Below are 24485 nucleotides of genomic sequence, written 5' to 3'. Positions count from 1 at the left end.
AAAAATCATCATACGGGAAGGGAACTGGCGATGTCTGAATACAACGATGCGTCACACGCTGCGGTACTCGATGCCTGCCGGCGTATCCTGGCTGCGCAACAAAAAAGTCAGGCGCTATCGATACTTGGCGCTCCCGCAACTGGAAAAACAACGCTTATTCGCCAGTGCGTCCAGGAAATCGTTGCTCACAGTCCAGAATCTCGTATCGCCGTGCTATCGCCAGATAGACGTGCTGCCACCGAACTGCGAAATACACTCGTTACTGATATGGGAGTGCTCGGTGAAGGAACCCGCGTGCAATCCATCGCGGCGTTCGCGTTCGGAATCGTTTCTGCCTATGCACAAGCGGTAGGGCGCAGAGAACCAGAACTTCTCTCCGGTCCAGATCAAGATGCGTTGATTAAAGACATCATTGATGTGAGCACACGCTACTACCCAAGCGGAATGCTGGGCACAATTAACCCTGATGTGGCATCATTAGAAGCCTTCCGTAGCGAATATCGTGATCTCATCACTCGTGCTGCTGAACTCGGAATTACCTCCTCACAATTAGCACAATATGGGGAACAGGCCGATAATCCTTCCTGGGTAATCGGCGCTGAACTCATGGAAAAATATGAAGATGCGCTCGCGGTTCAAGCCGCTGTAGGGCATCAAAACCCAGATCGTACCGATCATTCCCGCATCGTTACTCAAGCGGCCGCATTTATCCAGCAATGGGGTGGGCACGCGGAACTATCCCTATGCCCAACCTGGGATTGGGTGTTCGTTGATGATCTAGCGAACTGTACGCTGGCGTTGCGATCTTTGCTGCGGGTGCTGCAGGACAATGGTACATGTGTAGTTGTGTGCGGGGATCCTGATGCGGGAGTGCAAAGCTACCGTGGTGGCATCCATCAGTTGCAGGCGTTGATCGAACAGCCGCGGACCGCTGGAGGATTAGGTGCGCGGCGGTACGTGTTAGCTCACCGGTATCGTGGTGGTGGTCAACTTGCGCCGTACATCTCCAAAGTTACGTCCGGGATCCATGTTTCACGTGCTGCACAACAGCGTTCGGCTGATTATACGTATGCGCCAGAATGTGCATTTTCTGGGCACACATTTGTGAGTGCTCATGAAGAAATCGCATACCTTGCGCAGCGGATGCGGCATATCCATAACGAATCGGGCGTTGCCTACGCTGATATGGCTGTGTTCACGCGTTCCCGTTCTGGCCATGAAAACCTCCGCCATGCGTTAATGGATCATGGGATTCCGGTGCAGCCGTTACCTTCTGTTACCCCGCTTCGGTTTCAAGGGGCTGTAAGCGATCTTCTTCTGATGATCAAAACAGCGTGCGGGATGGGCGAAGAAGCCGAGATAGCCGAAGCGATCCGGACATTGCTGGTAGGTCCATTCTTCGGCTATACAGCAGCACACATCGCTGCCCTGAATCGGCAAATGCATGGTTGGGAGATCTTTTACGGAGGCAAGCGGCAAGGGGATAGGCTGCTGGCTGCCATGTTTGAGGAAGGCCCGAACAACCCGGCGGCGGACATCCCTGAGTTTAATAAGATCCGCAGTGTGGCTGAACGAATCCGGCGTGCGGTGCAGAGCGAACAGCGCGCGGAGCGCGTCCTATGGGAAGCCTGGGACGGGCTTGGCAAGGCAGAAGAATGGCGTGAAGAAGTCCTTGCCGGGGGTGTACAGGCAGATATTGCTGATGCCAACCTTGATGCTGTGATTCAGCTGTTTAGAGTGGCACAACGCTTGGCTGATCGTGATCCGGCGAATGCTCTGATTGGGGATCTGATTCGAGTTCTTGAAGAACAAGACGTTCCAGAAGATTCGATTGCACGTACGTCTGCTGGCGCCGAAGGAATCAGCGTGGTCTCGCCAACTGCGGGGATTGGCCGTTCCTGGGGGTATGTATTTATTTCACAGGTCAATGATGGGATCTGGCCAAATCTGCGGTTGCGTAATCCATTGACTCGCGTGCCAGAACTCGTCTCCATTGTTGTAGGTAGTGAACTGGCCGGTGCTCCGGTGCAAGGAATTCAGCAGGTTGCCGAAGTGCTGGATGATGAGCTCCGCATGCTCTTGTTCTGCATGACTCGTGCGACGGACGGCGTAGAAATCACGTGTGTTGAATCGGATGATAATATCCCGTCCAGGTTTGTGCCGTGGCTGTTTTCGGATGATTCTGGGGCGTTGTTGACCCATCATTCACACGCGGCAGTAACACTTGATTCTGCAACGTTTATCGGACAACTACGGCAGGCACAACGGCAAGGGCACGATAGAATCGCAGCCAGTGCACGTGACTATCTACAAAAGATGGCTGAGCATGATATTGCGGGAATGGGGCAGAAACTGTGGGTAGATGATCTAGAGTACACGAAGCGTGAATCAGAGGATGTGGAAACGATCCGGATTTCGCCATCTGCTGTGGAAAATATGCTTACTTGCCCACTACGTGGTGTCCTCGATTCTGCTAACGGGCAATCGCTTGGTAACGCTTCTCTTGCACACGTGGGTACTCTTGTTCATCAGATCGCTGAAGAAACAGAAGAACCGGATCTGGATATGATGAGGGCACGGCTGGATGAACTGTGGGCGGTGTTTGATTTTGGAACAGACCTTGCAGATCAACAACTGTATGAACGCGCTGTAGGGATGGTCACCAAGCTTCATCAATATCTCACAGAAAATCCAGCTACCGAACAACGGGAACTCTATGCACGTGTAGAACGTGATGGACTAGTAGTATCGGGAAAAATCGATCGGTTGGAATTTTCTGATATGGATCCTTCTGCTGTGCGTGTTGTTGATTTCAAAACTGGAAAATCATCTCCGCGTAAAGAAGATGCGGATCGGGTTCCACAGCTGTTGATTTACCAGTGGCTGGTTGAACAAGGTGGAGTGATCATGCCAGAAGGTGGCCAAACTCCAACGCGTAGTTTAGGTGCGCGCCTTGTACATATCGGCAAAGAAACCCAAGGATATGGCCTGACCGAACAATCAGAGCTTGATGCTGAACGCACAAAAGAAGCTGAACAGATGATCAACCGATCAGCGGATATTCAGCGGTCCCACGCCATTGAAGCCCAGATTAACTCCGGTTGCAGAAGCTGCACGTACATCACTATCTGCCCGGCTAAGGAAGGGAAGAGGATCTTCTCATGATGAATTTTGCGGATTTTGTGGGAACCACAGACTTCCCTCCCACCGATGAACAGGCTGCAGTGATCACATCTGATCATCAAGCCACCCTAGTTATTGCGGGTGCCGGATCTGGAAAAACTGCCACCATGGCAAACCGGATTGCATGGCTACTTGCCTCAGGGAAAGCACAACCGAACCACATACTTGGATTGACCTTCACACGCAAAGCCGCGGGCGAACTAGCCGAACGTGTGAATAAGAAAATCCGTGAAATAACTAGGCGAGGTATCTATACGCCGTCGTCGATGCTCACGGATGGAAATATTGGCGATGGCGAAGAAGGTAAAAACCAGATCGCTTCTGCTGTGCACGATACCTTAAGCCGTCCAACGATCAGTACCTATAATTCATTTGCTTCTCAGATCGCCACATCATACGCAATGCTTATTGGGGAAGATCCGGGGGCACGGCTCATGAGCGAAGCGGAACGGTATCAACTCATGTTTGATATCGTTTCTACAGCGCCGCATCATGAAGCATTACTCGATGGGAGCGTTGACGGGCTTACATCCGCGGCATTAGCATTGGCCGCCGGATTGATTGACAACGATGTGACTGTTGGCGAAGCCCGCGATTTCATTTCACGGGAAGTAGAATCTGTGGGGCGTGTGCTTGCACCGCGAATGTCTGCAAAAACAACCCCGGATAAGGGGAGTGTAGAACGGAGCTTCTACGATCGGGCTGCCAAAGCTTTTACCCGGGCGACTGTGGTGAAAAGCCTGGAATCCCGGTATCAACTTCTCGATTCCGTGGAAGCCTACTTTGCCAAGAAAAAAGAACTCGGCCTCATCGAATTTGCAGATCAAGTGTCATGGGCTACCCGAATCGTGGAACAGGTGGCAGACGTACGCGAATCATTGCAGAAGGCTTTCCCTGTTGTTCTATTGGATGAATACCAAGACACGTCAGTTAACCAGGCTCGCTTCTTAAAAACCGTGTTTGCTAACGCTCGTTCAGTTACTGCGGTTGGGGATCCGAACCAGGCAATCTACGGGTGGCGTGGAGCATCAGCTAACGCCTTCCCGGATTTCGTCCGGGATTATCAGGTTCCCAACGAAGCACAGCTCTCCCTGACTCAAGCCTTCCGAAACTCCACATCGATCCTCAACGCGGCGAACAGAGTCACCCAAGGGAAGCTCTCCTATGGAAACTTATCGATCAAACAATTGCGGCCGGGGCCGAATGCTGGAGGCGGGGAAGTGGTACGTGTTCACCGGCATTATGCGGCAGATACATACCAGGCACTTGCATGCCGGTTGAAACAAGAACTACAAGGAAGCGAATCACAAACTCCTCCTACCGCGGCAATTCTTGTGCGAAACCACAGCTTTGAAAACGCGGCGATCGAAGCGCTCGAAGCCGAAGGCATCCCGTATGAAGTGATAGGTGGAAAATCGCTTATAGTTCGCCCAGAAGTTAGGGTAGTGCGATCTCTTCTGGAACTACTTGCCAACCCTGATAGAAACGATCAGCTGATCTATCTGTTCAACTTCTTCGGGCTGGGTGTGCAAGATATTCGCGCCTTTTCTGCGATAGCTAAAGAGCATGCACATGGAGAACGTGAGCAGCTACTGGCACGTATTCGTGTGAAGAGTTCTGCGGCAGAGGCAGAAAAGATAGCTCATGATCTTCAACGGCCAGATGTCCGGCTCATTGATTCGCTGATGGGCAACCATAATTTTACGGAACTAAGTAGCGATGGCCAGCGCCGGATACAGCATCTTGCTTCCCTAGTCGATTCGCTCCAACAATATCGGCATGCAGGCCTAAACAATCTGGTATCTGCAGCGATCGATCTGCTTGATTTGCCTGTGTATGCAGCATCGCGCGCGCATGGTGGTGCAGCAGTTAGGGCTGCACTCGCGGGGTTTGTTTCGCTGGCAGGGGATTACCAGGCAGATAACCCGTATGCCACCGTGGCCGGTTTCCTTTCTTGGCTAGATTTGATGGAAGCACGGGATCATTCTGGTGAAGCGGCGGCGGCTATCGATTCGTCGCTGGGCGAAGATATTTCTCCTGCTGCGGGCATTGTTCAGATTCTTACTGTGAACGCTGCGAAGGGTTTGGAATGGGATATTGTTGCGATTCCCGAGATGGTAAGTAAACGTTTCGATTATGTGAAGCGAGCGTATCCGTTCTGGCACAAATCGAAAGAGATTTTCCCGTTCCCTCTGCGGGCCGATTCTGAACATGTTCCGTGTTATTCCGCGCAAGATTTTGATAATGACGACGATCCGCACGCCGCTAAACGCGACGCATTGATCAGATATGGTGAATACGATCAGGAAATCCGAACACATTCGGGAGATGAGGAACGGCGGTTGGCGTATGTTGCTTTCACACGGCCTCGGAGCCTTTTGATGCTTCTGACTTACGATATCCGCGATGTTGCGGAAGCTGAAAAGAAATATCAAGCTGTGTGTGAGAGACCTGCTGAAACATCAGAAGAAAATGACACAGTCCAGAACCCGCTCTATTTCTCGAACGTGTTTATTGACGATCTTGAAGGAACATACATCACAGATGATGGCTATGAAGAACCATTCACGCAGGTATCTGATGTGATTCGGTGGGGAAAAGAACAAGGCTTATCTCTGGTAAAGTCCACGGCTATCTCCACGTCGCCATCAGAAGTGGCCGTTTTGTGGCCAGATCATGTTGACCGCACTGTTGATAAGCAGGCGAATACGGCGCAGATTGATCATGTGACTGAAGAAGCTCTCTGTGAAGCGTGGAATGAGACGTATCTGCGCCTGGAAGAAGAACGCATGGTGCATAAGGCTACTATCCGAGGCGTTGAACGGGGTTACCTCACAGCCTCAGACGTGGTGGCGCTAATGCATGATGCAGATAAGTTTTTCCGTGATCAACGCCGGCCGGTTCCGCAACCGATTATGGCTGCTAGCCGTACCGGCACCGCAGTGCATGAAGCGATAGCACATTACTTTGAAGCACCGCTAACGTTAGATATTGATTCTGTGTTGGAACCAGATCAAATGCCGATCGATATGGACATGCAGATAAGCGATGAACGCCAACGTGTGCTGATAGAAAGGTTTGAGCAGTCGCGCTTCGCAGGTCTCCCTGCTTTAGCAATTGAACAACCAGTGGAAATCCACCTTGCAGGGTATCCGGTTCGTTGCGTCATCGATGCGGTACTCGATACGTCCAGCATCCCAGGTTGCCTTCCCGTCACAATCGTGGATTGGAAAACAGGGCGGCATCCATCAGACGAACTTGTCAAATCGCGCGAACTCCAGTTAGGGCTCTACCGCCTTGCCTGGTCTCGTGCACACAATGTTCCGCTAAGTGATATTGATGCGTGCTTCTACTATCTGGGAGAAGAAAACAGTAACGCGCGCGAACTGCATGCAGGAGAGCTCTCTGAAGGGGAGATCGAACGCGCGATCATCAACGCGTTGCAAAGTTAAGGTCACCTGTTACGAGCTAGCTTCCGAGAGAAGATAATGGTGAGGGATTAACGTTCCTCACCATCTTCTCCAGCACGGAACCCGGCATCAGAGGCATCGCCGGCCACGAAATCGTCATCAACAGTGTCCACTTTCCACACGGGGCCAGGGGCTAAATCCGGATCGGCAGCCACATCCGTAGCTAGTTCGTTCATCATGTTCACAGCATCCGCAACGATCTGCTGATCGTTATTCCGAATACCAAACATCATCCAGCGGGCAAGCGCGATCTCACTCAACAACACTGTACGTGTAAAGAAATGTTCATCCACATCCCCGATCAAGGAATTCCGATACGATTCCATAATCGCATCAAACAGAGACTCGCTGATCCCAGACATCAAGGATGCAAAATCAACGGCAGGATCGCCAACATGAGCTTCGCCAAAACCAAGAACGCAACTAACCTGCCCGTTTGACCACAACACGTTATCCGATGCAATATCTCCGTGAACAACACTCGGTAAGAAATTCCATAATTCGGGGCTTTCAATCGCATTGTCCCACCTACGTGCCAAAATGGCAGGAACGTTACCGGTGGCATCGGCGTCGTGCAATTCGGTGAGTAAACGCTTCCGAACCATTTCTAAATCGTACGCGGGCATCCCGGCGTCGGTAATCGTGGCCGAATCAAGCTGGTGAATCGTGGCAAGAGTGCGCCCAAGTTCGTGCGCCTCATCCACGGAAAGCCCATCAAAATCGATCGTTTCCCCAATTGGGCGTGGGTAGACAATCGCTCGTCCCGTATCAACTGGAGCAAAACCCGCGGGCCGCATCACATCAAACGGCAACTTGCCGTGACGGAGCCGGTCAACCAATACCGGGGCAAGCCCGGCTTCGGCTTCAATCACGGTGGAGGCGTGCACGCTACGTGGCACTTTAACGATCCAATGCCGGCCGCGTGAATCCAGGACCCCGCCGAAAACAAAATCAAGTGAGGATGAGTATGGGCCACGAATAGAGACGGCGTTGAGCCCGTCAACGGCAACGACTGCAAGTGCGGCAAGGTGATAAGGCGACATCTTCATATCTTTACGGTATCGACTTTTGGCTCATCCGTGCCGTCGAACACGCCCCTTACCACAAAAATCGTGAGAGCCTCCAAAGTTGTCCACACCTGTGGAAATCTCTTGAAGGGGAAATAAGGAAATATATTACATTGAACGCATATATCAGGAACTGTGGAAGGAAATGCTGTGGACGATGCGCGATCGTGGCTGGATACCCGTGTGCGAGAGCTTGTGCGTTCATCGGGTATTGATCCACAAGAAGATATGTCGGGTCTTGACCGGCTGATCGATGTTGCACTGGCGGAATATGAGAGTCTGGTGATTACTGGCAGCGTCATTCCGTTGGTAAATCAGCAAGAAGAAATCCGGGCACTTCGGGACGATATCGGAGGATTTGGCCCGGTTCAACGCCTGTTGGATGATCCTGCAGTGGAAGAGATGTGGATTAACGAACCAGGCAAGATTTTTGTAGCGCGCGCTGGGCGTAGTGAGCTGACGAACGTTGTGTTGAGCGATCAGCAGGTGCGGGATTTGGTGGAACGTATGTTGCGTGCGTCTGGGCGCAGGCTTGATTTGTCGTCGCCGTTTGTGGATGCCGCGTTGCGTTCGGGGGAGCGGTTGCATGCGGTGATTCCTGATATTACGCGGGCCCATTGGTCTGTGAATGTGCGTAAGTATGTGGTTCGGCCGCGTAGGTTGGCAGAGCTCGTGGAAGCTGACGTGTTGAGTGAGAGTGCTGCACGGTTTTTGGATGCTGCGGTTGATGTTGGGTTGAACATCATTGTGTCGGGTGCAACGCAGGCTGGGAAGACGACGTTTTTGGGCGCGTTGTTGGGTGCGGTTCCTGCGGGGGAGCGGATTGTGACGGCGGAGGAAGTGTTCGAATTGAATCTTGCGCATCGTGACGTGGTGGCGATGCAGACTCGCCCTCCGAATATGGAAGATCGTGGTGAGATCACGTTGCGTCGTTTGGTGAAGGAGGCGTTGCGTATGCGTCCTGAACGGATTGTGATTGGTGAGGTTCGGCAGGCTGAGGCGTTTGATTTGCTGATTGCGCTTAATTCGGGGATTCCTGGGGCATGCACGTTGCACGCGAATTCGGCACGTGAGGCTGTGGCTAAGTTGTGTGTGTTGCCGTTGCTGGCTGGGGATAACGTGACGGCGAGTTTCGTGGTTCCCACGGTGGCCCGTTCCATCGACGTGGTAGTTCACGTTCATCGCGATCGTTTCGGCCGCCGCCGGGTTCGGGAAATCGTTGGGGTGACGGGGCGAGTTGAAGGAGACATCGTGGAGATTTCTCGATTATTTACTGACGACGACGGTGGTGGCTTGCGCCGTGCCGACGGCGAAATCCCACAACGGGAACGTTTTGAGCGTGCTGGCTATGATGTGGCAGATCTGGTGGGAGGAAGATCGTGGGATTCGTTATCGGTGCACTGATCGGGAGCGGGATGTTGTTGATGTTTCGGGCGTGGGAGGAGCCGCGTCCGCTGCTCCTCCCACGCCCTGTGGTGGTATCAGCAGGATGGGCGTGTGCTGGTGGCGTGGCGAGTTTCGTGCTGATTCGGTCACTTCCTATCGTGGTGTGCTGTGCAGTGGTTGCTGGGCTAGTGCCGGTGTTGCGGCGATCTGCGCGGGTTCGGCGCCGCGAAGAAGTGTGCCGGGATGCGTGGCCTGACGTATTAGATGATGTGGTGGCATCGTTGCGGGCAGGGTTATCAGTATCGCAATCGTTGGCGATGGTGGGGGAACGTGGCCCGGAGTTGATGCGTGAACCATTTTCGCGGTGTGCCACGATGATTCGTGCGCAGGGGCGCATGGGGCCTGCGTTGGATGAATTAAAGGCAGAATTTGCTGATCCGATGGCAGATCGAGTGTTGGAGGCGATGCGGTTATCGCATGAATTGGGCGGGCGTGATTTAGCAACGATGCTGGCTAGGCTTGCGGCTGTGATTCGTGAAGATAATCGGGCGCGAGGCGAATTGTTGGCTCGGCAATCGTGGACAGTCAATGGTGCACGTATGGCGGCTGCCGCTCCGTGGGCGTTGCTGGGATTGTTTTCAACGCGGCCAGGAACTGTGGAAGCGTTCAGTTCTCCAGCTGGGATAGCAGTATTATGCGGTGGGGTTATCGTGACTGCTTTGGCGTACGTTGCGATGATCAAGCTGGGGCAGTTGACAGTTGATTCGCGTGTTTTTGTTTCATCACCTGCGAAGGCTGAATCATGATTGCTTATATTGTTGTCGGTTGCGTGATAGGTGGAGGGATAGCAGCGATAATAGTCGCGTTTATTTCTGCTCCAGTTTCTCTTACAACTCGGATTATTAGCCATGCGGCTTCGCGGGATGTTCGTACTCGCAGAATGCCTTATCGTGTGCGGCTAGCAGGTTACGCGGCGGGGGTTGTTGAACGCCTTGGATCAACGAACGTATCGGTTGCGCGGCGGTTGGGTGTTGTTGGGCATGGGAGTGTGTCTGCTTTTCGTTTGAGTCAGATTCAATGGGCAGGCGGCGGGATCATTGCCGGAGCATTGAGTGGCACGAGCCTGGTTATTCGCGGATTTCCTGCATTAACAGTTCTAGCTACTGTGGGATTTGGCGGAGTGTGCGGCGCCTTGTGGGCTGATTATCGGTTGACTACCGCTGCACGTGCCACATCCCGGATTCTCACTGCTCAATTACCAGATGTCATTGAGCTGATTGCTTTAGCTGTTAGTGCTGGTGAACCTGTGCGGCCCGCGATCGAACGAGCCGTACGATCAGGAAGTGGCCCACTAATAGAGCATCTGCGAACAACATTGGCGCATGTTCATGCAGGGAAATCGTTACCCGCAGCCTTAAGCGATCTTTCGGTACGGGCAGGAAATCAGAACGTTTCCCGTTTTACGGACTCCCTCATCACTGCCATGGAACAAGGCGGTGGACTTGCGCAAACACTCCATAATCAGGCGCGTGATGCACGTGATGCGGCCCGCCGAGATTTATTAGAAGAGGGCGGAAAGGCAGAGATTTCCATGATGATCCCGGTTGTGTTCCTTATTCTTCCGATCACGGTTATCTTCACCATCTTCCCGGCATTAAGCCAATTGACATTCATGTAAACATTCAACGAAAGGAATACCATGAAGAACACGATCCGCCAGTTATATCTGCGAATGATTGACGCCATAGCAACGCCTCGAATGCACAAACGCGAGCGAGGCGATGTACCTGGGTGGGTGATGATTACGCTCATGACGGCCGCACTCGTAGTGATGTTGTGGGCAATTGTTGGACCGGCGCTCACCAACTTATTTGAGGAAGCGATAAGCCGGGTTACAGATATCTCGTGAAGCCACAACGTACGCATGAAGACGGCAATGCGGTTGTTGGTTTTGTGGCAACCGTGGGCCTTCTTTTGTTGGTTGTGTTGACAGTTATGGGAATTGGATTCACGTGGTTCGCTCGCGAAGTCATGAACGATTCTGTTGCACTAGGAGCCCGAATTGCGGGACTTGACGGATCAAACGAAGAAATCGCGCACGCCCGCACAGCCGAACTCATCACGGCCACGTTGCCGGCCAGTTACGCGAACAACATCGTGGTGACATACGGGTCTGATTGGGTAGACGTGAGCGCAACAGCTCGCGCACCCGTATTCGGCCTCATCCTACCAATCACCATCGAGGTGAGTGCACGTGCGCCAATTGAATAGCCAAACGCCAACAAAGAGAAAAGAACCAGGAAATGCGCTTATCGAATTCGTTGGCATCATCGTGATTATCGTTGGGCCAGCACTCATCCTCATCATGTCGTTGAGCACGATCTTAAGCGCCCGCTTCAGCGCCGAAGCAGCGGCCCGGGATGCAGTTCGAGAAGCCGTACGAACGTCGTCGTTATCAATCCCAACCGAAACGGAACGTATCGCACACGAGGTGTGGACGATGCGAAAGCGAACCGAACCGCTCACCGTGGACACGTTGTGTACCCACGAACCCTGCCTCACCCCAGGTGGCCAGATCACCGTGAGTGTAAGCGCACCCGTCACGTTGCCCGCTATCGGAATCGTAACCCACGTGGAAGCACACCACACCATGACTGTCGATCAATACCGGGAAATGCCATGAAAACGAAAGAAGAAGGAAACCTCATCATCCTCGGACTCGGAATCTGGGTATTCGTGATAGCGCTCGCGCTCCTGATCGGAAGCGCCGCACACCTCCACAACGAACGCAAAGAACTCCTAGCGCACGCCGATTCCGCCGCGCTCGCGCTTGCACAACGAATCGACGATGCACGCTATTATGCAACCGGAAATATCGACTATGCGCCACCAGACCTCACTGAACACGCCCATGCGCTCGCGGAACGTGCCCACGCAACAATCCACGAACCAACCGGAGTAAAGGGCGAAAACGTGGTGATAACACTCTGCCAAACCACATCGATACCCATGCTCCCCACGTTCCTCAACTTCGCCTCAAACGTAGAAATGTGTGCAACCTCGTTCGCACGACTAAGAATCACCCCCACCCAATAGCGTAGACTTAACCCCGTGGCAACTGATTATCAAGCTGAAATAGAAGAACTCCGCCGATCCTACTCGCAGATCGAAGCAGTAACTGACGTTACCGCTTTGCAAACGAAGATCGCCGACCTCACCGAACAATCCGGCGCGCCTGATCTCTGGGACGATCCAGAAAAAGCTCAAGGCGTCACCTCGCAGCTCTCCCATGCGCAATCCGAACTCGATCGCGTTGTAAAAATGGGCGAACGCGTAGCAGACCTCGAAACGCTGTATGACATGGCCGTGGAAGAATCCGAATCGGATGCTGCTATGGGAGCAGAACTGTTCGCGGAAGTCGATGGCGAACTCGAACGCGTACGCACCGATCTATCCGAACTTGAAATCAAAACCCTGCTCTCAGGCGAATACGATGAACGCGATGCGGTTGTCACCATCCGGTCCGGCGCCGGCGGCGTGGATGCTGCGGACTGGGCCCAAATGCTCCAACGCATGTACCTCCGCTGGGCAGAACGCCGCGGCTACAAGACTAAGGTAATGGATACGTCCTACGCGGAAGAAGCAGGTATCAAGTCCACCACGTTCGAAGTCTCCGCACCATACGCCTACGGAACACTCTCCGTAGAAGCAGGTACACACCGCCTCGTTCGTATCTCCCCATTCGATAACCAAGGCCGCCGCCAAACCTCGTTTGCCGCCGTCGAAGTTATTCCACTGATCGAAACCACCGATCACATCGACATTCCGGAAAGCGAACTCAAGATCGATGTGTTCCGTTCCTCCGGCCCAGGGGGTCAGTCCGTTAACACCACCGATTCCGCAGTTCGAATGACGCACATTCCAACCGGCATCGTGGTATCCATGCAGGATGAAAAATCCCAGATCCAAAACCGTGCAGCGGCCCTGCGCGTTCTTCAGTCCCGCCTCTTGCAAAAGCGCCACGAAGAAGAAGCCGCGATCAAGAAGGAACTCGCTGGTGATGTGAAGGGCGCATGGGGCGATCAGATGCGATCCTATGTTCTGCACCCCTACCAGATGGTGAAGGATCTGCGCACCGGCTTTGAAGTTGGTAACACCGAATCTGTATTCGATGGCGATATTGACGGCTTCATCGATGCCGGTATTCGCTGGCGTCACGGGCAAATGCACATTGAAGAATAATCACGCATTTTCGCAGTTTTTTATAGTGTAGCGGCGCGTCATCTCTGTGATTCGCCGCTACAATCTACTAGGCTAGACAGGGTATGTACCCGAAGTAGATTGTGTCTAGTTCATGATTACGTTTGAAAACGTTACAAAGGTGTACGCCCGCGGGGCCGCACCAGCCCTCGATCAGGTAAGCCTGAATATTGAACGTGGCGATTTTGTGTTCCTTGTTGGCGCCTCCGGTTCAGGCAAATCAACGTTGCTTAGCCTGATCTTGGCTGAAGAACGCCCAACGTCCGGGCGAATCCACGTGCTAGGTAAGGATCTTTCCGGGATTTCCAGCCGGCGTGCGCCTTTTTTGCGCCGCAAGATCGGAACCGTTTTCCAAGATTTCCGCCTGCTCAGCGATAAAAACGTATTCGATAACGTGGCTCTGGCCATGAAAGTAATCGGGCGCCCACGCCACGCCATCATGAAAGAAGTACCGCAAGTGCTTGAACTTGTGGGCCTAGAAGGCAAAGAAAAACGTGGCATGCACGAACTATCTGGTGGTGAAAAGCAACGCGTGGCAATCGCGCGCGCAATGGTGAACCGCCCAGAAATCTTGCTAGCAGACGAACCTACCGGAAACCTCGATCACAACACTGCGCTGGGTATTATGCGGTTGCTAGATCGGATTAATCGCCAGGGCACAACAGTTGTGATGGCCACCCACGATCAGGAAATCGTGAACCAGTTGCGCAAGCGTGTTGTAGAACTTGTTGATGGGCAGATGACTCGCGATCAAGAACGCGGCCAATACGGAGGTGCTCGCTGATGCGGATTGGGTTTATCTTTTCTCAGGTTTGGAAGGGCTTGCGCAAGAATACGTCGATGATGGCGTCTGTTGTGCTCGTGACCTTCGTATCGTTACTGTTTGTGGGCGCTGCGATTCTATTCCAAAAGCAGATCGAATCTGCGAAGAACGATTGGTATGACAAGGTTGAAGTCTCCGTCTTCATGTGCCCGCCTCAATCCACCAGTGCCGCGTGTGCCGCAGGTGAAGCAAGCGATGCGCAAATAACCGAATTGCGTAAGTTCTTAGAAAAGGGTGAAGTATCGAAGCATATCGAACGCGTCTACTTCGAAACGAAAGAAGACGCCTACAAGGCCTTCCGTGAACAGTTGGAAGGCACCACATGGGCCGATACAATCGATGCCGATCTTATGCAGCCGTCCTTCCGTTTGAAGTTGGCGAATCCGGATGAAGACGACATCGCCGTGGTATCCGAAATGCTCTCCGGCCGCCCCGGCGTAGAATCAGTGATTGATCAACGTGAACAGCTCAAGCCGTTGTTCAACATGCTGAACCGGTTCACGCTGATCGCCACAATCCTGGCAGGCATCATGATCGTCGTCTCCCTGCTCCTGATTCCGGCCACGATTCGCCTCTCCGCCATGTTCCGCCGGAACGAAACGGAAATCATGCGTTACGTGGGCGCATCCAACGCCTTTATCCAAGCGCCGTTCATTCTAGAAGGCGTGATCTCATCGCTGATCGGCGCGCTTTTGGCCATCGGCGGTCTTTACGTGGTGGTTGAATTCTTCGTTCACCAATGGTTTGCGGATTCGTGGCTCAAGATCGTCTCGTCCCACGACGTCCTCATGCTAGCCCCATGGCTTCTCCTTGCCGCGATCGTCATTTCCGCGGTGGCATCGTTCCTCGCGTTGCGCCGGTACACGAAGGTCTGATTATGAGTTTTCGACGTCGGTCTATTGCGTTCGTTTCCGCCATCACTGTGGTGGTGGCTGGATTCGCATTCCCTGCGTGGGGTGATGAACGGCAGGATCTGGTAGATAAACAGCAACAGAATGCTGCGAAAGCGAATGAAATCAAATCATCTTTGGAAGGCTTGGATGCCAATCTTCAAGAAGCTTTTCTTGAACTGGAGAAAACTCGTGCGCGGATTCCTGGAGTGGAAGCAGAACTAGCCCAAGCAGAAAACGAGTTGGCTTCGGCAGAACGCCAAGCACAAGCGAATACTGCACTTCTTTCGTCAGCCCAAGAAGAACTGCGAGGAATCGCAGGCGAGCTCTCTGATTCTTCGAAAGCCGCGAAGCAAACCCGGCAAACCCTGGCCGAAATTGCTCGCGCCACCTACCGTGGTGAAACGATGCCATCCGCTCTGGATCTTGTGATGGGATCAGCATCCGCAGAAGAATTCACCAACGCCTACCGCGTCAATGCTGCCGTTACACGTACCCAAACCGCCGCGCTCACCGAACTCTCACAATCCGTTGCTCGATCCAAAAACCATCAGTCACGCCAAGAAGCTGTAGAAGAACGAGTAGCAGAATTGAAGGCGGAATCGGACGCGATCGTCGTCGCCAAAAATTCTGCTAAAAACGAAGCGGAAGCCCGTAAAACTGAACTTCTCAACCTCGAATCGTCCATCACCGCAAAACAAAGCGAACTAGAACAACGCAAACACGATGTTGAAGGATCGCTAGCGCAAATTGCCCAAGAACAACAAGCAACTGCCAGCCGAATCGCGGCCATTGACGAAGAAAACCGCAGGGCAGAAGCGGAACGGCGCCGTCAACAAAAGTCGGCACCAGCAGTAACTGGAGGAGGCTGGCTCAACCCGCCAATCCCAGGGCCGCTGGTGGTGACGTCACCGTTCGGAATGCGCGTCTACCCACTCGGAAACTACCGAAGCATGCACTACGGAGTAGATCTTTCCTCCGCCTGCGGAAACCCACAATACGCGGCGGCGTCCGGAACAGTCGCAAGCACAGAATTCGATTACGGCGGCGGAAACATCGTGTACGTCAACCACGGAATCCGCAACGGCGCATCGTACGTGACCGCCTACATGCACCTTTCTGCAATCAAAGTATCGCCAGGGCAACGGCTCAATCAAGGCGACCTGATTGGGCTCACGGGCGCAACCGGGCGCGTCACTGGTTGCCACGTCCACTTCGAAGTATGGCAGAATGGTACGGCTATCAACCCAATGGGGCTACCAGGCTTCTAACCAAGTAAAGGAGAGATGATGGCAAAGAAAGCCGCGAAAAACTCCGCCGCACAGAAACCCGGCAAGCTCACCCAGGCCCAAAAAGCAAAAGCTGCCGCCGATGCCAAGCAGGTAATTGCGCGCAATAAAAAGGCGCGTCACGATTACTTTATTGACGATGTGTTCGAAGCCGGCCTGGTTTTGTCAGGGACGGAAGTTAAGGCGCTACGGCTCGGGCGCGCATCGCTCACCGAAGCCTGGATTGAAATCGACCGCTCCGGCGAAGCCTGGGTTGTTGGCATGAACATCCCCGTGTATGCCATGGGCTCGTGGACTAACCACAAGCCAACTGCCAAGCGGAAACTGCTCCTGCACGGCCACGAATTGCGCGAACTCGGCGTGAAAGTCAAAGCCAAAGGCACCACAATCGTGCCGCTCGAACTCTACTTCCTGGGCGGGCGGGCAAAACTTGAAATCGCCCTGGCCCACGGCAAGCAAGAATGGGACAAGCGCGAAACGTTGCGGCGCCGCCAAGATGAGCGCGATGCTCAGCGGGCGATGAGCGATGCGCGGAGGAAGCAACGTTAAGTTTTTCAGTGGACCTGCGTGCACTCACTTTGCATTTTTGGCTAATTTTCCGGTGAATCGGGGCGAACGTGCCCAAAAATGCAAACTGAATGCACAAGTGTTCGCTTAATACCGAAAAACCCATCGCCACGTGCGCGCCTATGGTAAGCCTAGAAGTATGAAATCATGGCTTATTGATATGGATGGCGTGCTGGTGCACGAAGGAAAGGCGCTTCCGGGCGCTGCTGAGTTCTTGGGGAAGTTGCAGGCTGAAGAGATCCCTCATCTGATTCTGACCAACAATTCGATTTTCACCGAACGCGATTTGGCGGAGCGGTTGCGGATGTCTGGGTTGGATGTTTCTGAGGATAATATTTGGACGTCCGCGTTGGCTACCGCGCATTTCTTGGCGCATCAGTCTGAGGACCGGCGAGCATACGTGGTTGGCGAAGCCGGGTTGACTACCGCGTTGTATGAAGAAGGCTTTGTGATGACTGACGTGAAGCCCGAGTTTGTTGTGTTGGGGGAGACTCGGAATTATTCGTTCGATGCGATCACCAAGGCGATTCGGCTGATTCAGGATGGGGCGCGGTTTATCGCAACGAACCCTGATAACACGGGGCCTTCTGCCGAGGGCGATATTCCAGCTACGGGCGCTGTGGCTGCGTTGATTGAGAAGGCCACGGGGCGTTCGCCGTTCTTCGTGGGCAAGCCGAATCCGGTGATGTTGCGCAATGGTTTGAACAAGATTGGGGCGCATTCGGAATCTACGGCGATTGTTGGGGACCGGATGGATACGGACGTGCTCGCTGGCGTAGAGACCGGTTTGCAGACCCACCTGGTTTTGACCGGTTCTACGAAGCGTAAGGATATTGAGAAGTTCCCGTTCCGTCCGGATTTCGTTCACGATTCGATCGCGGACGTGGTTGAACTGGTTTAGTTAGACTAGACGACGCCGGGGCCACGCGGTACACTTGACGGACAGTATGTTTTGGGTTGCTGTGCGTTGAAGACTGCGCCGGCCGCTCAAGGTGATAACTGAATAGGGGATGATCGGTTTCGACGGTAGTGATTACCGAAGGGAAGCGGGTAGAGGATGCACAGTTATCTCTTTAACGATCTGTGCGAAAAAATAACTGCCAACAAGCAGAAGTCTGATTTCGCCCTCGCCGCCTGAGCGAGCGCATTTACATGAAATCCGTCAGGCTCACGTTGCTTTCGCGTGAGATTCCTGGCGTCGCTTTTGAAAGCCACTGGCACTAGCGGTTCGCTATTAACCGTTAGGCGACAACCTATTAGCTAAGTTCGTCAGCAACGTGTCTGTGAGAGTGCTGGAGCCAAAAACAACGATGAACAGACTGCACCCGGAGAAGTCTTGGGTTCCTCACTATCGGACGGGAGTTCAATTCTCCCCATCTCCACTACGAGCACGCTGAATTGATACAATTCCGCAAAACTAGGGTTTTGCGCAAAGGTGCGCACAAAATTTGAAAATGCGCGCAGTTTGTAAAAGGCCTGCTCAAAGGCATAAAAATAGGGCTGACTACCTGAACGGTGGTCAGCTCTATTGCTTTGATTGCCCACGGCTGCCTGGTGGTCTTGTTAGACTAGTGCCATGAGCATCTGAATCGTTTTCGTTTTCCGTGTTGGTTCGACGATTGGCGGTTCGCTATGCCTATTTCTTTTGATTCTGTTTCTTTTTCGTACTCATCTTTGCCGCTGCTGGTCAATGTGTTTTTCTCGTGTAGCGAGCAGGAGCGTATTTGTGTGGTGGGCCCGAACGGCTCGGGCAAGACTACGTTGTTGCGCCTGGCAAACGGCACACTTACTCCTGATTCGGGCGTGATTGCAGGCGCGAGTGAATCTGGCCTTGGACGCTTTGATTCTGCACGGGCATCCACGGTAGGTGATGTTTTTCGTGCAGCGAACGGTGATGTGTACGAGTCGCTGCAGCGGTTTCACGAGATTACCGAGCGTCTCGAACACGCTCATACGGATGCGGATTTGGCTGCTTACGATGCTGCGTTTGAACGAGTGACGGCGTTAGGCTCGTGGGATTACAATGCTCGCCGAACTGAACTGCTTGCTGATTTTGGGCTTGGTGGTATTGCTCTCGATCGGCTTTTAGCTTCGCTTTCTCCGGGGCAGGTTACGCGGGTGCGATTGGTGGCGTTGCTCCTGAACCGGCGAGGGGTGTTGCTTTTGGATGAGCCAACGAATTACCTTGACGATGATGCTCGCTCTCGCCTGATCTCTATGGTTCGCGCTTGGCCTGACGGTGTGCTTTTTTCCAGTCACGATAGGGATTTCATCGAGCAGGTGGCCACGTCTGTGCTAGATCTTGATGTTGCTTCGTGGCAAGCACTGGCAGTTTTTGACGGTGTTGATGCTAGTTTCGGTGCGTGGCAAACAACTGGTGCTTACAGTGACTACCTCAAGCAGAAGCAACGTGCCCAGAATCGTCACCGCCAGATTTATGCCCGCCAGCGAGGGCATAAGAAGCGGCTTGCGGAGCATCGGAGAGATTCTGAGACGGTGGGTCACGTTCATTTCTCGCGCCGTTCCGAGGTGGGTATGGCACAAAAGTTCTACGCAGACCGCGCTCAAAAAGTCTCCACGAGACGCAAAACAAACGATGACGTGAAAGTTGCTGCGCTTGCTGCGCGCGAGGTGCGAAAACCCCGCGAAGTGAGCTACTCGGTCACTATCCCCAAAGTAGCCACTGGTGGCTTAGGAAGCATTGTGGTGCAGGTACGTGCCGCAAGCGTGCCAGGGCGGCTCCAGCCCGTCACCTTCGACCTTGCTTACGGCGAGAAGCTTCTCGTCACAGGAGCGAACGGCGCCGGAAAAAGCACACTATTGCACTGGATTGCTACCGGCAAACCGCCTAGTGCTAGCGCGAGTGGGGTAGTTACTGCTGGTGACGGCATAGCTTATGTTCCTCAAACGCTCCCTGCGCCTAGTGATCTATTGATTCCAGAGAGTGCGCGGCGTGAGGGGATAGGCGAGGTAGGTAAAGGCTTCTTGCATCCGAAGTTCTGGGCGACGCCGCTATCCCAGCTCTCGGACGGTAACCAACGCCGCGCTCAGCTGGCTGTTGCTGTATCCTCGTCACCGAACATACTGGTGATTGATGAGCCCACAAACTATCTTGATCTCGATTTCCTCGAAACCATAGAGGAAGCATTCCGAGAATGGAACGGAACCCTCATCATCACTACCCACGATCAATGGCTGATCCAGCACTGGCAAGGGAGAGCAATCCGCCTTGATGTGACGCACAGTGAGTCATAGCTTCGATTAGTGATGAACTTTAATTTCTGTGCCATCAGCGAATACCACGGTCGCCTCGCCTGATGGCGTGATCTCGATGCGTTGGCAGAGAGCGCGTAGGGTTGCTTGGTTAAAGTCTTCCTCCAGGGTTGCTTTTTGAAGGGTTTTCTTGAACCTGGTGAGCTTGGCCTTGATGCCGTGGCGGCGCTCAATCTCTGTCTGTGTGGTCTCGTAGGCGCCGATGGCTTCGCGCTGGCGGGCTTCGAGTTGGTCGAAACGTTCGCGGTAGTTGTCTTGGTTTTGGGAGTGGTGGGCGTTGCGGGTGATGGCTTGGTTGATGAGCTTCGTGGCAACTTCCACCTCGGTTGCTTGCTGCAAGGCTTGTTCTTCCAAATCCGTAGTGTCGGTTGCTGTGGCAATCAGATAATCCCAGTCGATTAGCTGCTGTTGTTTGAAAAGATTGGATAAGGCTGTTTGGAAGATTGTCTGTAGCTGGTTATCGCGTAGTACGAGCATTTTCTTCGGGTGTGGGATTGCGAATTTTTGGTTGCATTGCCAAATAATCGTCTTGTATTTATCTGTGGAATGCCAGGTTTTGCTTCCGTAGGCTGCTCCGCAGTGGGTGCAGTAGACGATGCCGGTGAAGGCTCGCTCGCGCCGGCCTTGGTTCGTGTTTTCCGCTAGTTCGTAGCGCACGAGTTCCCAGGTTTCAGGATCGATGATGGCTGGGTGAGAGTCGGTCACGTAATACTGGGGCACTTCGCCCTCGTTGGTTTTCACAGCCTTGGTGAGGAAATCGACGGTAAAGGATTTTTGCAGCAGAGCATCGCCTTTGTATTTCTCGTTGGTGAGGATGGAATGGATTGTTGAGTGCGACCATTTCGCTTTCCGCATCGGCGTGGGAATCCCATCCGCATCAAGGGCGGCCGCAATTTGTGGAATGCTCATGCCTTCGAGGTATTGGCGGTAGATGCGGCGCACTGTTTCGGCTTGCTCAGGGTTAATAACCGGGTTGCCGTCTGGGCCTCGGTCGTATCCGAGGAAGTTACCGTAGGGCAGATAAACCTTACCGTCTTGGAAACGCTTCCTATGACCCCACGTGACGTTCTCGGAAATAGATCTGGATTCTTCTTGAGCCAGAGAGCTCATGATGGTGATCAATAGCTCGCCTTTGGAATCCAAAGTCCAGATATTTTCTTTCTCGAAAAACACCTCCACACCTTTATCTTTCAACTTCCTCACCGTTGTGAGGGAGACGACGGTGTTGCGAGCAAACCGGGAGACGCTTTTGGGGACGATCAAGTCGATTTTTCCTGAGAGAGCGTCAGCTATCATGTGGTTGAATCCCTCCCGGTGTTTCGTGGAAGTGCCAGAGATTCCTTCATCGGTGTAGATGTCGACGTATTGCCAGCCGTCGTGGTTTTTGATGTAGTGCTCGTAATAATCCACTTGTGCCTCATACGAGTTCGCCTGGTCAGCGTCATCGGTGGAGACGCGAGCATAGCTAGCTACGCGGCGTAGCTGCTGGCTGCTAATCGTGGTTGTAGTGGAGTGTAAGGGTTTGGTGGCAGGGATAGTGGTAATCCGTGGCATCAGGCAGTCGCCTCCTCGCCGGTGCGGTAGTCAATTGTGGCAGTGTTCCCACTATTGAGGTGGATTGTCAGGTGTCAGTTCGGGCTGGCCTCAATTCGCTTGATCCGAACAACCACCTGCTGGTTGTCCCAAGCATGAAGCCCAAGCAGCCGGTTGATGATGGTGTGCAGGTGTTCTTCTCGTAGTTGATGAGCATGGCAGGGGTTGCCCTTGCCTTTCGTGGCGGTTTCGCACCACCAGTATTTATAAGTTGAGTGTGCCAAGCGGCGGGTACGCCGATGATAGTTCCTGCCACAGATAGTGCAGGTGATACGGTGCGTACGAGCGCTACTCCCACCGGTTGGGGTCAAGCCGCGCCCGCCCGTGGCACGCCGCCTAGCTAGCTCTGCCTGAACGGCATCAAAAACGCTACGCTCGATAATCGGCGGGTGGGAGTCTTCCACAATATATTTATCCAGCTCGCCACGATTCAGAGTCGGTGTGTTATCTCCGGCGTGAGCACTGAAGTACTGTTGCAAGATTGCGGTACCGATATATGTGGGATTCTCCAGCCAATCGCGGGTCACCGAGGCACTGAACTTGCCGCCACCACGTGAACGCAAACTCTCTTGGTCCATTTGTTTGCAGGTTTTCTCCGGGCTGATCCCGTCAAGAAACTCAGCAAACACACGCCGCACGATCACGGCTTCTTCAATAATGTCGAGCTGGCCGTGGTGGTAGTGGTATCCGTAGGGTTGACGTGAATGAAGAAGACCATCCTTGTATTTTTTGCGGATGCCCCACTTCGCGTTAGCCGAGATAGATTCGGACTCAGCTTGCGCGAACGAGGCTAGTAAAGTGAGGAGGACTTCGCCCTCAGCGTTAGCGGTGTCGATGTTTTCACGTTCAAAACGCACTGAAACTCCAGCGGCTTTCATGGCTCGCACAGTGGTGAGTAGGTCGACGGTGTTACGGGCAAACCTGCTAATCGATTTGGTGAGAATAATGTCTATTTGCCTGGCTAAGGCTTTATCGATCATTTGGTTGAACTCGTCACGCCCCGTAGTGCTGGTACCCGTCGCGGCATAGTCAGAATATACTCCGGCGTACTCCCAGCCTGGTGTTGAGCTGATGAGGTGGTGTAGTAAGAAACTTGGGCAGAGAACGATTGAGTGAGGCGCTCGGATTCACGCGATACCCGCACATACGCCGCCACCCGCGTGAGCTTCAACGCTACTGGTTTGGGTGGTAGTTTGTAGATCTCCATGCGCGTCTCCTTGTATCAACTTCGGTGTGTCTATATATCACTCTGAACGCCTGTTTTATCCAGTCGCTGTGGCAATAACAGTGCCATAATCGCAGGCTGATACGAACCGATGAGAGCCTCTCGTACCCGCTGATAATCAGCCTGAGAGATAGCATCAGCTACGCGGAGTTTTTCGGCAAGTGCAAGGGTGACCCTGCAGACTGCCTCATGTTTCATCTGAACCGCTTTCATGCCGTGCCCCTGTGGGTCACGTAGCAGACATGGGAGCAATACTTGCGTTTCTTGTTGCCGTAGGCAGTGAATGTGGTTGCGCAGCCAGCGCAGGTGAAGATATAGGTAGCAGTACACCTTTTCGCCTCCGGGTATGCTTTCCACCAGGCGCGCCGATGCTCCTCGCTACAAAAACGCGGTTTCTCATCAGCCGAGAGCAGGGTTTTTATGATGGCTTGTTCCCGCCTGATGACCCACGGATCAAGCGTGTACTTCACAAATTCGAGGCTTTGCTGCTCAATATTGCTAAAGCTAGATTTTTCCAGGTCGCCAATCATGTGGGGCGAGATACGAAATATTCGGGCGATCTCATTGAGCTGAAACTTCCGTGTCTCTAAAAACTGTGCCGCTCCGGGCTTACCGATATCGGCGTGTATTTCTTCCCCTCCTCAAGCACCGCAACTTTGTTACTGTTACGAGCGCCACCAAAAGTCTGTTGCCAGGATTCGCGCACCCGAGAAGGGTCTCTGATCGTGCCTGGATGCTCTAACACCCCACCAGGAGCCGCCCCATTAGCAAAAAATGAAGCACCGTAATCTTCGGTAGCCTGCGCGAGCCCGATAGCGTTTTTTGCCATCGCGATCGGGGAATAACCAACCAACCCATCAAAACCAAGACCTGGAACATGAAGCACATCGCTAGGGGTAAGCCGGATCGTCTTGTACTCTCCTGCGGGTTCGTCCCAGGAGATTTGGTACTCGTAATACAAAGCCTTGCTGTCCAGATCCCTGCCTACGCTCATCCGATTCGGTTGCAGCGGATACAGCCCGATCACTTCGCCGAGCCCGTTACGCACTACCTGAGCAAACGCATTACCCCACAACAACAGTTGCGTCATGAGCGTTTCTCTAAACACGAAGCTCGTCATCTCGGGGTTAGGTTCATCGTGAAGCAGGCGGTACAAACCATGATCGACCGCTTTTTCTTTACCACCGCCGTCCTTGTAACGGTAGACGTGCAGTGGTAGTCCGGCTATCGCTTCAGCTAAGATCCTCACGCATGAATACACGGCGGTCATTTGCATCGCGCTTCGCTCGGTCACCGGACGCCCAGCAGATGTCGGCCCAAACAAAAAGCTATACCCACCACCCGTGAGGACTGTATTCCGGGTGGGGAGTTTGCGGAAAAGTCAATAAACCGATTCATTATTTTCTCCTGAAAATAAGTCGTCCCTGCCACTGGTTTTGTGGCAGGGACGACCCCTGAT

Annotated in this window: 20 protein-coding genes, 1 other RNA gene and 1 pseudogene; 17 read left to right on the top strand and 5 right to left on the bottom strand. The window is 53.3% G+C overall.

Features of this window, described 5'->3' with window-relative positions; genetic code table 11:
- Window positions 1-30: 30 nt before the first annotated feature.
- Both ARCH_RS06200 and ARCH_RS06195 read left to right on the top strand, forming a co-directional pair.
- A complete protein-coding gene (locus tag ARCH_RS06200; protein ID WP_013170428.1) occupies window positions 31-3165 on the top strand; it encodes a UrvD/REP family ATP-dependent DNA helicase in 3135 nt (1044 codons plus the stop codon).
- Entirely contained in the window at window positions 3162-6635 is a 3474-nt protein-coding gene (locus ARCH_RS06195) for an ATP-dependent DNA helicase (RefSeq protein WP_081440786.1), read from the top strand. Before ARCH_RS06200 ends, ARCH_RS06195 begins: the two co-directional genes overlap by 4 nt.
- 47 nt (window positions 6636-6682) lie before the next feature.
- On the opposite strand, the gene ARCH_RS06190 is transcribed toward ARCH_RS06195, so the two are convergent.
- Complete coding sequence (locus tag ARCH_RS06190) at window positions 6683-7702, bottom strand: phosphotransferase (RefSeq protein ID WP_013170426.1); 1020 nt, start codon at window positions 7700-7702, stop codon at window positions 6683-6685.
- Between the two features lie 168 nt (window positions 7703-7870).
- Between ARCH_RS06190 and ARCH_RS06185 the strand changes: the two genes are divergently transcribed.
- The 15 genes from ARCH_RS06185 (at window position 7871) to ARCH_RS06120 (ending at window position 20190) form a co-directional block, all read left to right on the top strand.
- On the top strand, window positions 7871-9124 hold the full coding sequence (locus ARCH_RS06185) for a CpaF family protein (RefSeq protein WP_013170425.1): 1254 nt from the start codon (window positions 7871-7873) through the stop codon (window positions 9122-9124).
- Window positions 9100-9912, top strand: coding sequence for a type II secretion system F family protein (locus ARCH_RS06180; protein ID WP_013170424.1), 813 nt, complete (start codon window positions 9100-9102; stop codon window positions 9910-9912). The genes ARCH_RS06185 and ARCH_RS06180 overlap by 25 nt, the downstream gene beginning before the upstream one ends.
- Complete coding sequence (locus ARCH_RS06175) at window positions 9909-10784, top strand: type II secretion system F family protein (RefSeq protein WP_013170423.1); 876 nt, start codon at window positions 9909-9911, stop codon at window positions 10782-10784. Before ARCH_RS06180 ends, ARCH_RS06175 begins: the two co-directional genes overlap by 4 nt.
- A gap of 21 nt (window positions 10785-10805) precedes the next feature.
- Window positions 10806-11015: a hypothetical protein gene (locus ARCH_RS06170; RefSeq protein ID WP_013170422.1), complete on the top strand. Its 210-nt coding sequence runs from the start codon at window positions 10806-10808 to the stop codon at window positions 11013-11015.
- Window positions 11012-11377 (top strand): hypothetical protein, encoded by a 366-nt coding sequence (locus ARCH_RS06165; RefSeq protein ID WP_013170421.1) that lies wholly within the window; start codon window positions 11012-11014, stop codon window positions 11375-11377. The genes ARCH_RS06170 and ARCH_RS06165 overlap by 4 nt, the downstream gene beginning before the upstream one ends.
- On the top strand, window positions 11361-11789 hold the full coding sequence (locus ARCH_RS06160) for a TadE/TadG family type IV pilus assembly protein (RefSeq protein ID WP_013170420.1): 429 nt from the start codon (window positions 11361-11363) through the stop codon (window positions 11787-11789). The genes ARCH_RS06165 and ARCH_RS06160 overlap by 17 nt, the downstream gene beginning before the upstream one ends.
- Entirely contained in the window at window positions 11786-12202 is a 417-nt protein-coding gene (locus tag ARCH_RS06155; RefSeq protein WP_013170419.1) for a hypothetical protein, read from the top strand. Before ARCH_RS06160 ends, ARCH_RS06155 begins: the two co-directional genes overlap by 4 nt.
- 15 nt (window positions 12203-12217) lie before the next feature.
- The gene (gene prfB / locus ARCH_RS06150; RefSeq protein ID WP_013170418.1) at window positions 12218-13348 is read left to right on the top strand and encodes a peptide chain release factor 2; all 1131 of its coding nucleotides are present in this window, start codon (window positions 12218-12220) and stop codon (window positions 13346-13348) included.
- Window positions 13349-13460: 112 nt separating this feature from the next.
- Window positions 13461-14150 carry a cell division ATP-binding protein FtsE gene (gene ftsE / locus ARCH_RS06145; RefSeq protein ID WP_013170417.1) on the top strand — a complete coding sequence of 230 codons (690 nt, stop codon included), beginning with the start codon at window positions 13461-13463 and terminating at the stop codon, window positions 14148-14150.
- Window positions 14150-15064 carry a permease-like cell division protein FtsX gene (gene ftsX / locus ARCH_RS06140; RefSeq protein WP_013170416.1) on the top strand — a complete coding sequence of 305 codons (915 nt, stop codon included), beginning with the start codon at window positions 14150-14152 and terminating at the stop codon, window positions 15062-15064. Before ftsE ends, ftsX begins: the two co-directional genes overlap by 1 nt.
- Before the next feature lie 2 nt (window positions 15065-15066).
- Window positions 15067-16350 (top strand): peptidoglycan DD-metalloendopeptidase family protein, encoded by a 1284-nt coding sequence (locus ARCH_RS06135; RefSeq protein WP_013170415.1) that lies wholly within the window; start codon window positions 15067-15069, stop codon window positions 16348-16350.
- 18 nt (window positions 16351-16368) lie between these two features.
- On the top strand, window positions 16369-16917 hold the full coding sequence (gene smpB / locus ARCH_RS06130; RefSeq protein WP_013170414.1) for an SsrA-binding protein SmpB: 549 nt from the start codon (window positions 16369-16371) through the stop codon (window positions 16915-16917).
- Between the two features lie 157 nt (window positions 16918-17074).
- On the top strand, window positions 17075-17836 hold the full coding sequence (locus tag ARCH_RS06125; RefSeq protein ID WP_013170413.1) for an HAD-IIA family hydrolase: 762 nt from the start codon (window positions 17075-17077) through the stop codon (window positions 17834-17836).
- A 105-nt stretch (window positions 17837-17941) separates the two neighbouring features.
- Window positions 17942-18320: a transfer-messenger RNA gene (ssrA, locus tag ARCH_RS09710) on the top strand.
- Between the two features lie 247 nt (window positions 18321-18567).
- Complete coding sequence (locus ARCH_RS06120) at window positions 18568-20190, top strand: ATP-binding cassette domain-containing protein (RefSeq protein ID WP_013170412.1); 1623 nt, start codon at window positions 18568-18570, stop codon at window positions 20188-20190.
- Between the two features lie 6 nt (window positions 20191-20196).
- Here ARCH_RS06120 and ARCH_RS06115 read toward each other — a convergent pair whose 3' ends face one another.
- The 4 genes and pseudogenes from ARCH_RS06115 to ARCH_RS06095 all read right to left on the bottom strand — a co-directional run bounded on the left by ARCH_RS06115 (window position 20197) and on the right by ARCH_RS06095 (window position 24296).
- Complete coding sequence (locus ARCH_RS06115; RefSeq protein WP_013170411.1) at window positions 20197-21762, bottom strand: recombinase family protein; 1566 nt, start codon at window positions 21760-21762, stop codon at window positions 20197-20199.
- Between the two features lie 74 nt (window positions 21763-21836).
- Complete coding sequence (locus tag ARCH_RS06110; RefSeq protein WP_041640936.1) at window positions 21837-22874, bottom strand: recombinase family protein; 1038 nt, start codon at window positions 22872-22874, stop codon at window positions 21837-21839.
- A complete protein-coding gene (locus tag ARCH_RS10345; RefSeq protein ID WP_041640395.1) occupies window positions 22778-23008 on the bottom strand; it encodes a hypothetical protein in 231 nt (76 codons plus the stop codon). Before ARCH_RS10345 ends, ARCH_RS06110 begins: the two co-directional genes overlap by 97 nt.
- 227 nt (window positions 23009-23235) lie before the next feature.
- Window positions 23236-24296: pseudogene (locus ARCH_RS06095) on the bottom strand (phage portal protein).
- Window positions 24297-24485 lie beyond the last annotated feature (189 nt).

It is taken from the genome of Arcanobacterium haemolyticum DSM 20595 (genome assembly GCF_000092365.1).
Lineage (GTDB): Bacteria > Actinomycetota > Actinomycetes > Actinomycetales > Actinomycetaceae > Arcanobacterium > Arcanobacterium haemolyticum.
The sequence above is the reverse complement of the archived record's forward strand: the minus strand, read 5'-3'. Positions and strand labels throughout refer to the sequence as shown.

Bases quoted from the DNA above. Each gene is read 5' to 3' on its own strand.
- ARCH_RS06200 (WP_013170428.1), top strand. From the start codon at position 31: ATGTCTGAATACAACGATGCGTCACACGCTGCGGTACTCGATGCCTGC.
- ARCH_RS06195 (WP_081440786.1), top strand. From the start codon at position 3,162: ATGATGAATTTTGCGGATTTTGTGGGAACCACAGACTTCCCTCCCACC.
- ARCH_RS06190 (WP_013170426.1), bottom strand. From the start codon at position 7,702: ATGAAGATGTCGCCTTATCACCTTGCCGCACTTGCAGTCGTTGCCGTT.
- ARCH_RS06175 (WP_013170423.1), top strand. From the start codon at position 9,909: ATGATTGCTTATATTGTTGTCGGTTGCGTGATAGGTGGAGGGATAGCA.
- ARCH_RS06170 (WP_013170422.1), top strand. From the start codon at position 10,806: ATGAAGAACACGATCCGCCAGTTATATCTGCGAATGATTGACGCCATA.
- ARCH_RS06155 (WP_013170419.1), top strand. From the start codon at position 11,786: ATGAAAACGAAAGAAGAAGGAAACCTCATCATCCTCGGACTCGGAATC.
- ftsE (WP_013170417.1), top strand. From the start codon at position 13,461: ATGATTACGTTTGAAAACGTTACAAAGGTGTACGCCCGCGGGGCCGCA.
- ftsX (WP_013170416.1), top strand. From the start codon at position 14,150: ATGCGGATTGGGTTTATCTTTTCTCAGGTTTGGAAGGGCTTGCGCAAG.
- ARCH_RS06135 (WP_013170415.1), top strand. From the start codon at position 15,067: ATGAGTTTTCGACGTCGGTCTATTGCGTTCGTTTCCGCCATCACTGTG.
- smpB (WP_013170414.1), top strand. From the start codon at position 16,369: ATGGCAAAGAAAGCCGCGAAAAACTCCGCCGCACAGAAACCCGGCAAG.
- ARCH_RS06125 (WP_013170413.1), top strand. From the start codon at position 17,075: ATGAAATCATGGCTTATTGATATGGATGGCGTGCTGGTGCACGAAGGA.
- ARCH_RS06120 (WP_013170412.1), top strand. From the start codon at position 18,568: ATGCCTATTTCTTTTGATTCTGTTTCTTTTTCGTACTCATCTTTGCCG.
- ARCH_RS06115 (WP_013170411.1), bottom strand. From the start codon at position 21,762: ATGCCACGGATTACCACTATCCCTGCCACCAAACCCTTACACTCCACT.
- ARCH_RS10345 (WP_041640395.1), bottom strand. From the start codon at position 23,008: ATGGAGATCTACAAACTACCACCCAAACCAGTAGCGTTGAAGCTCACG.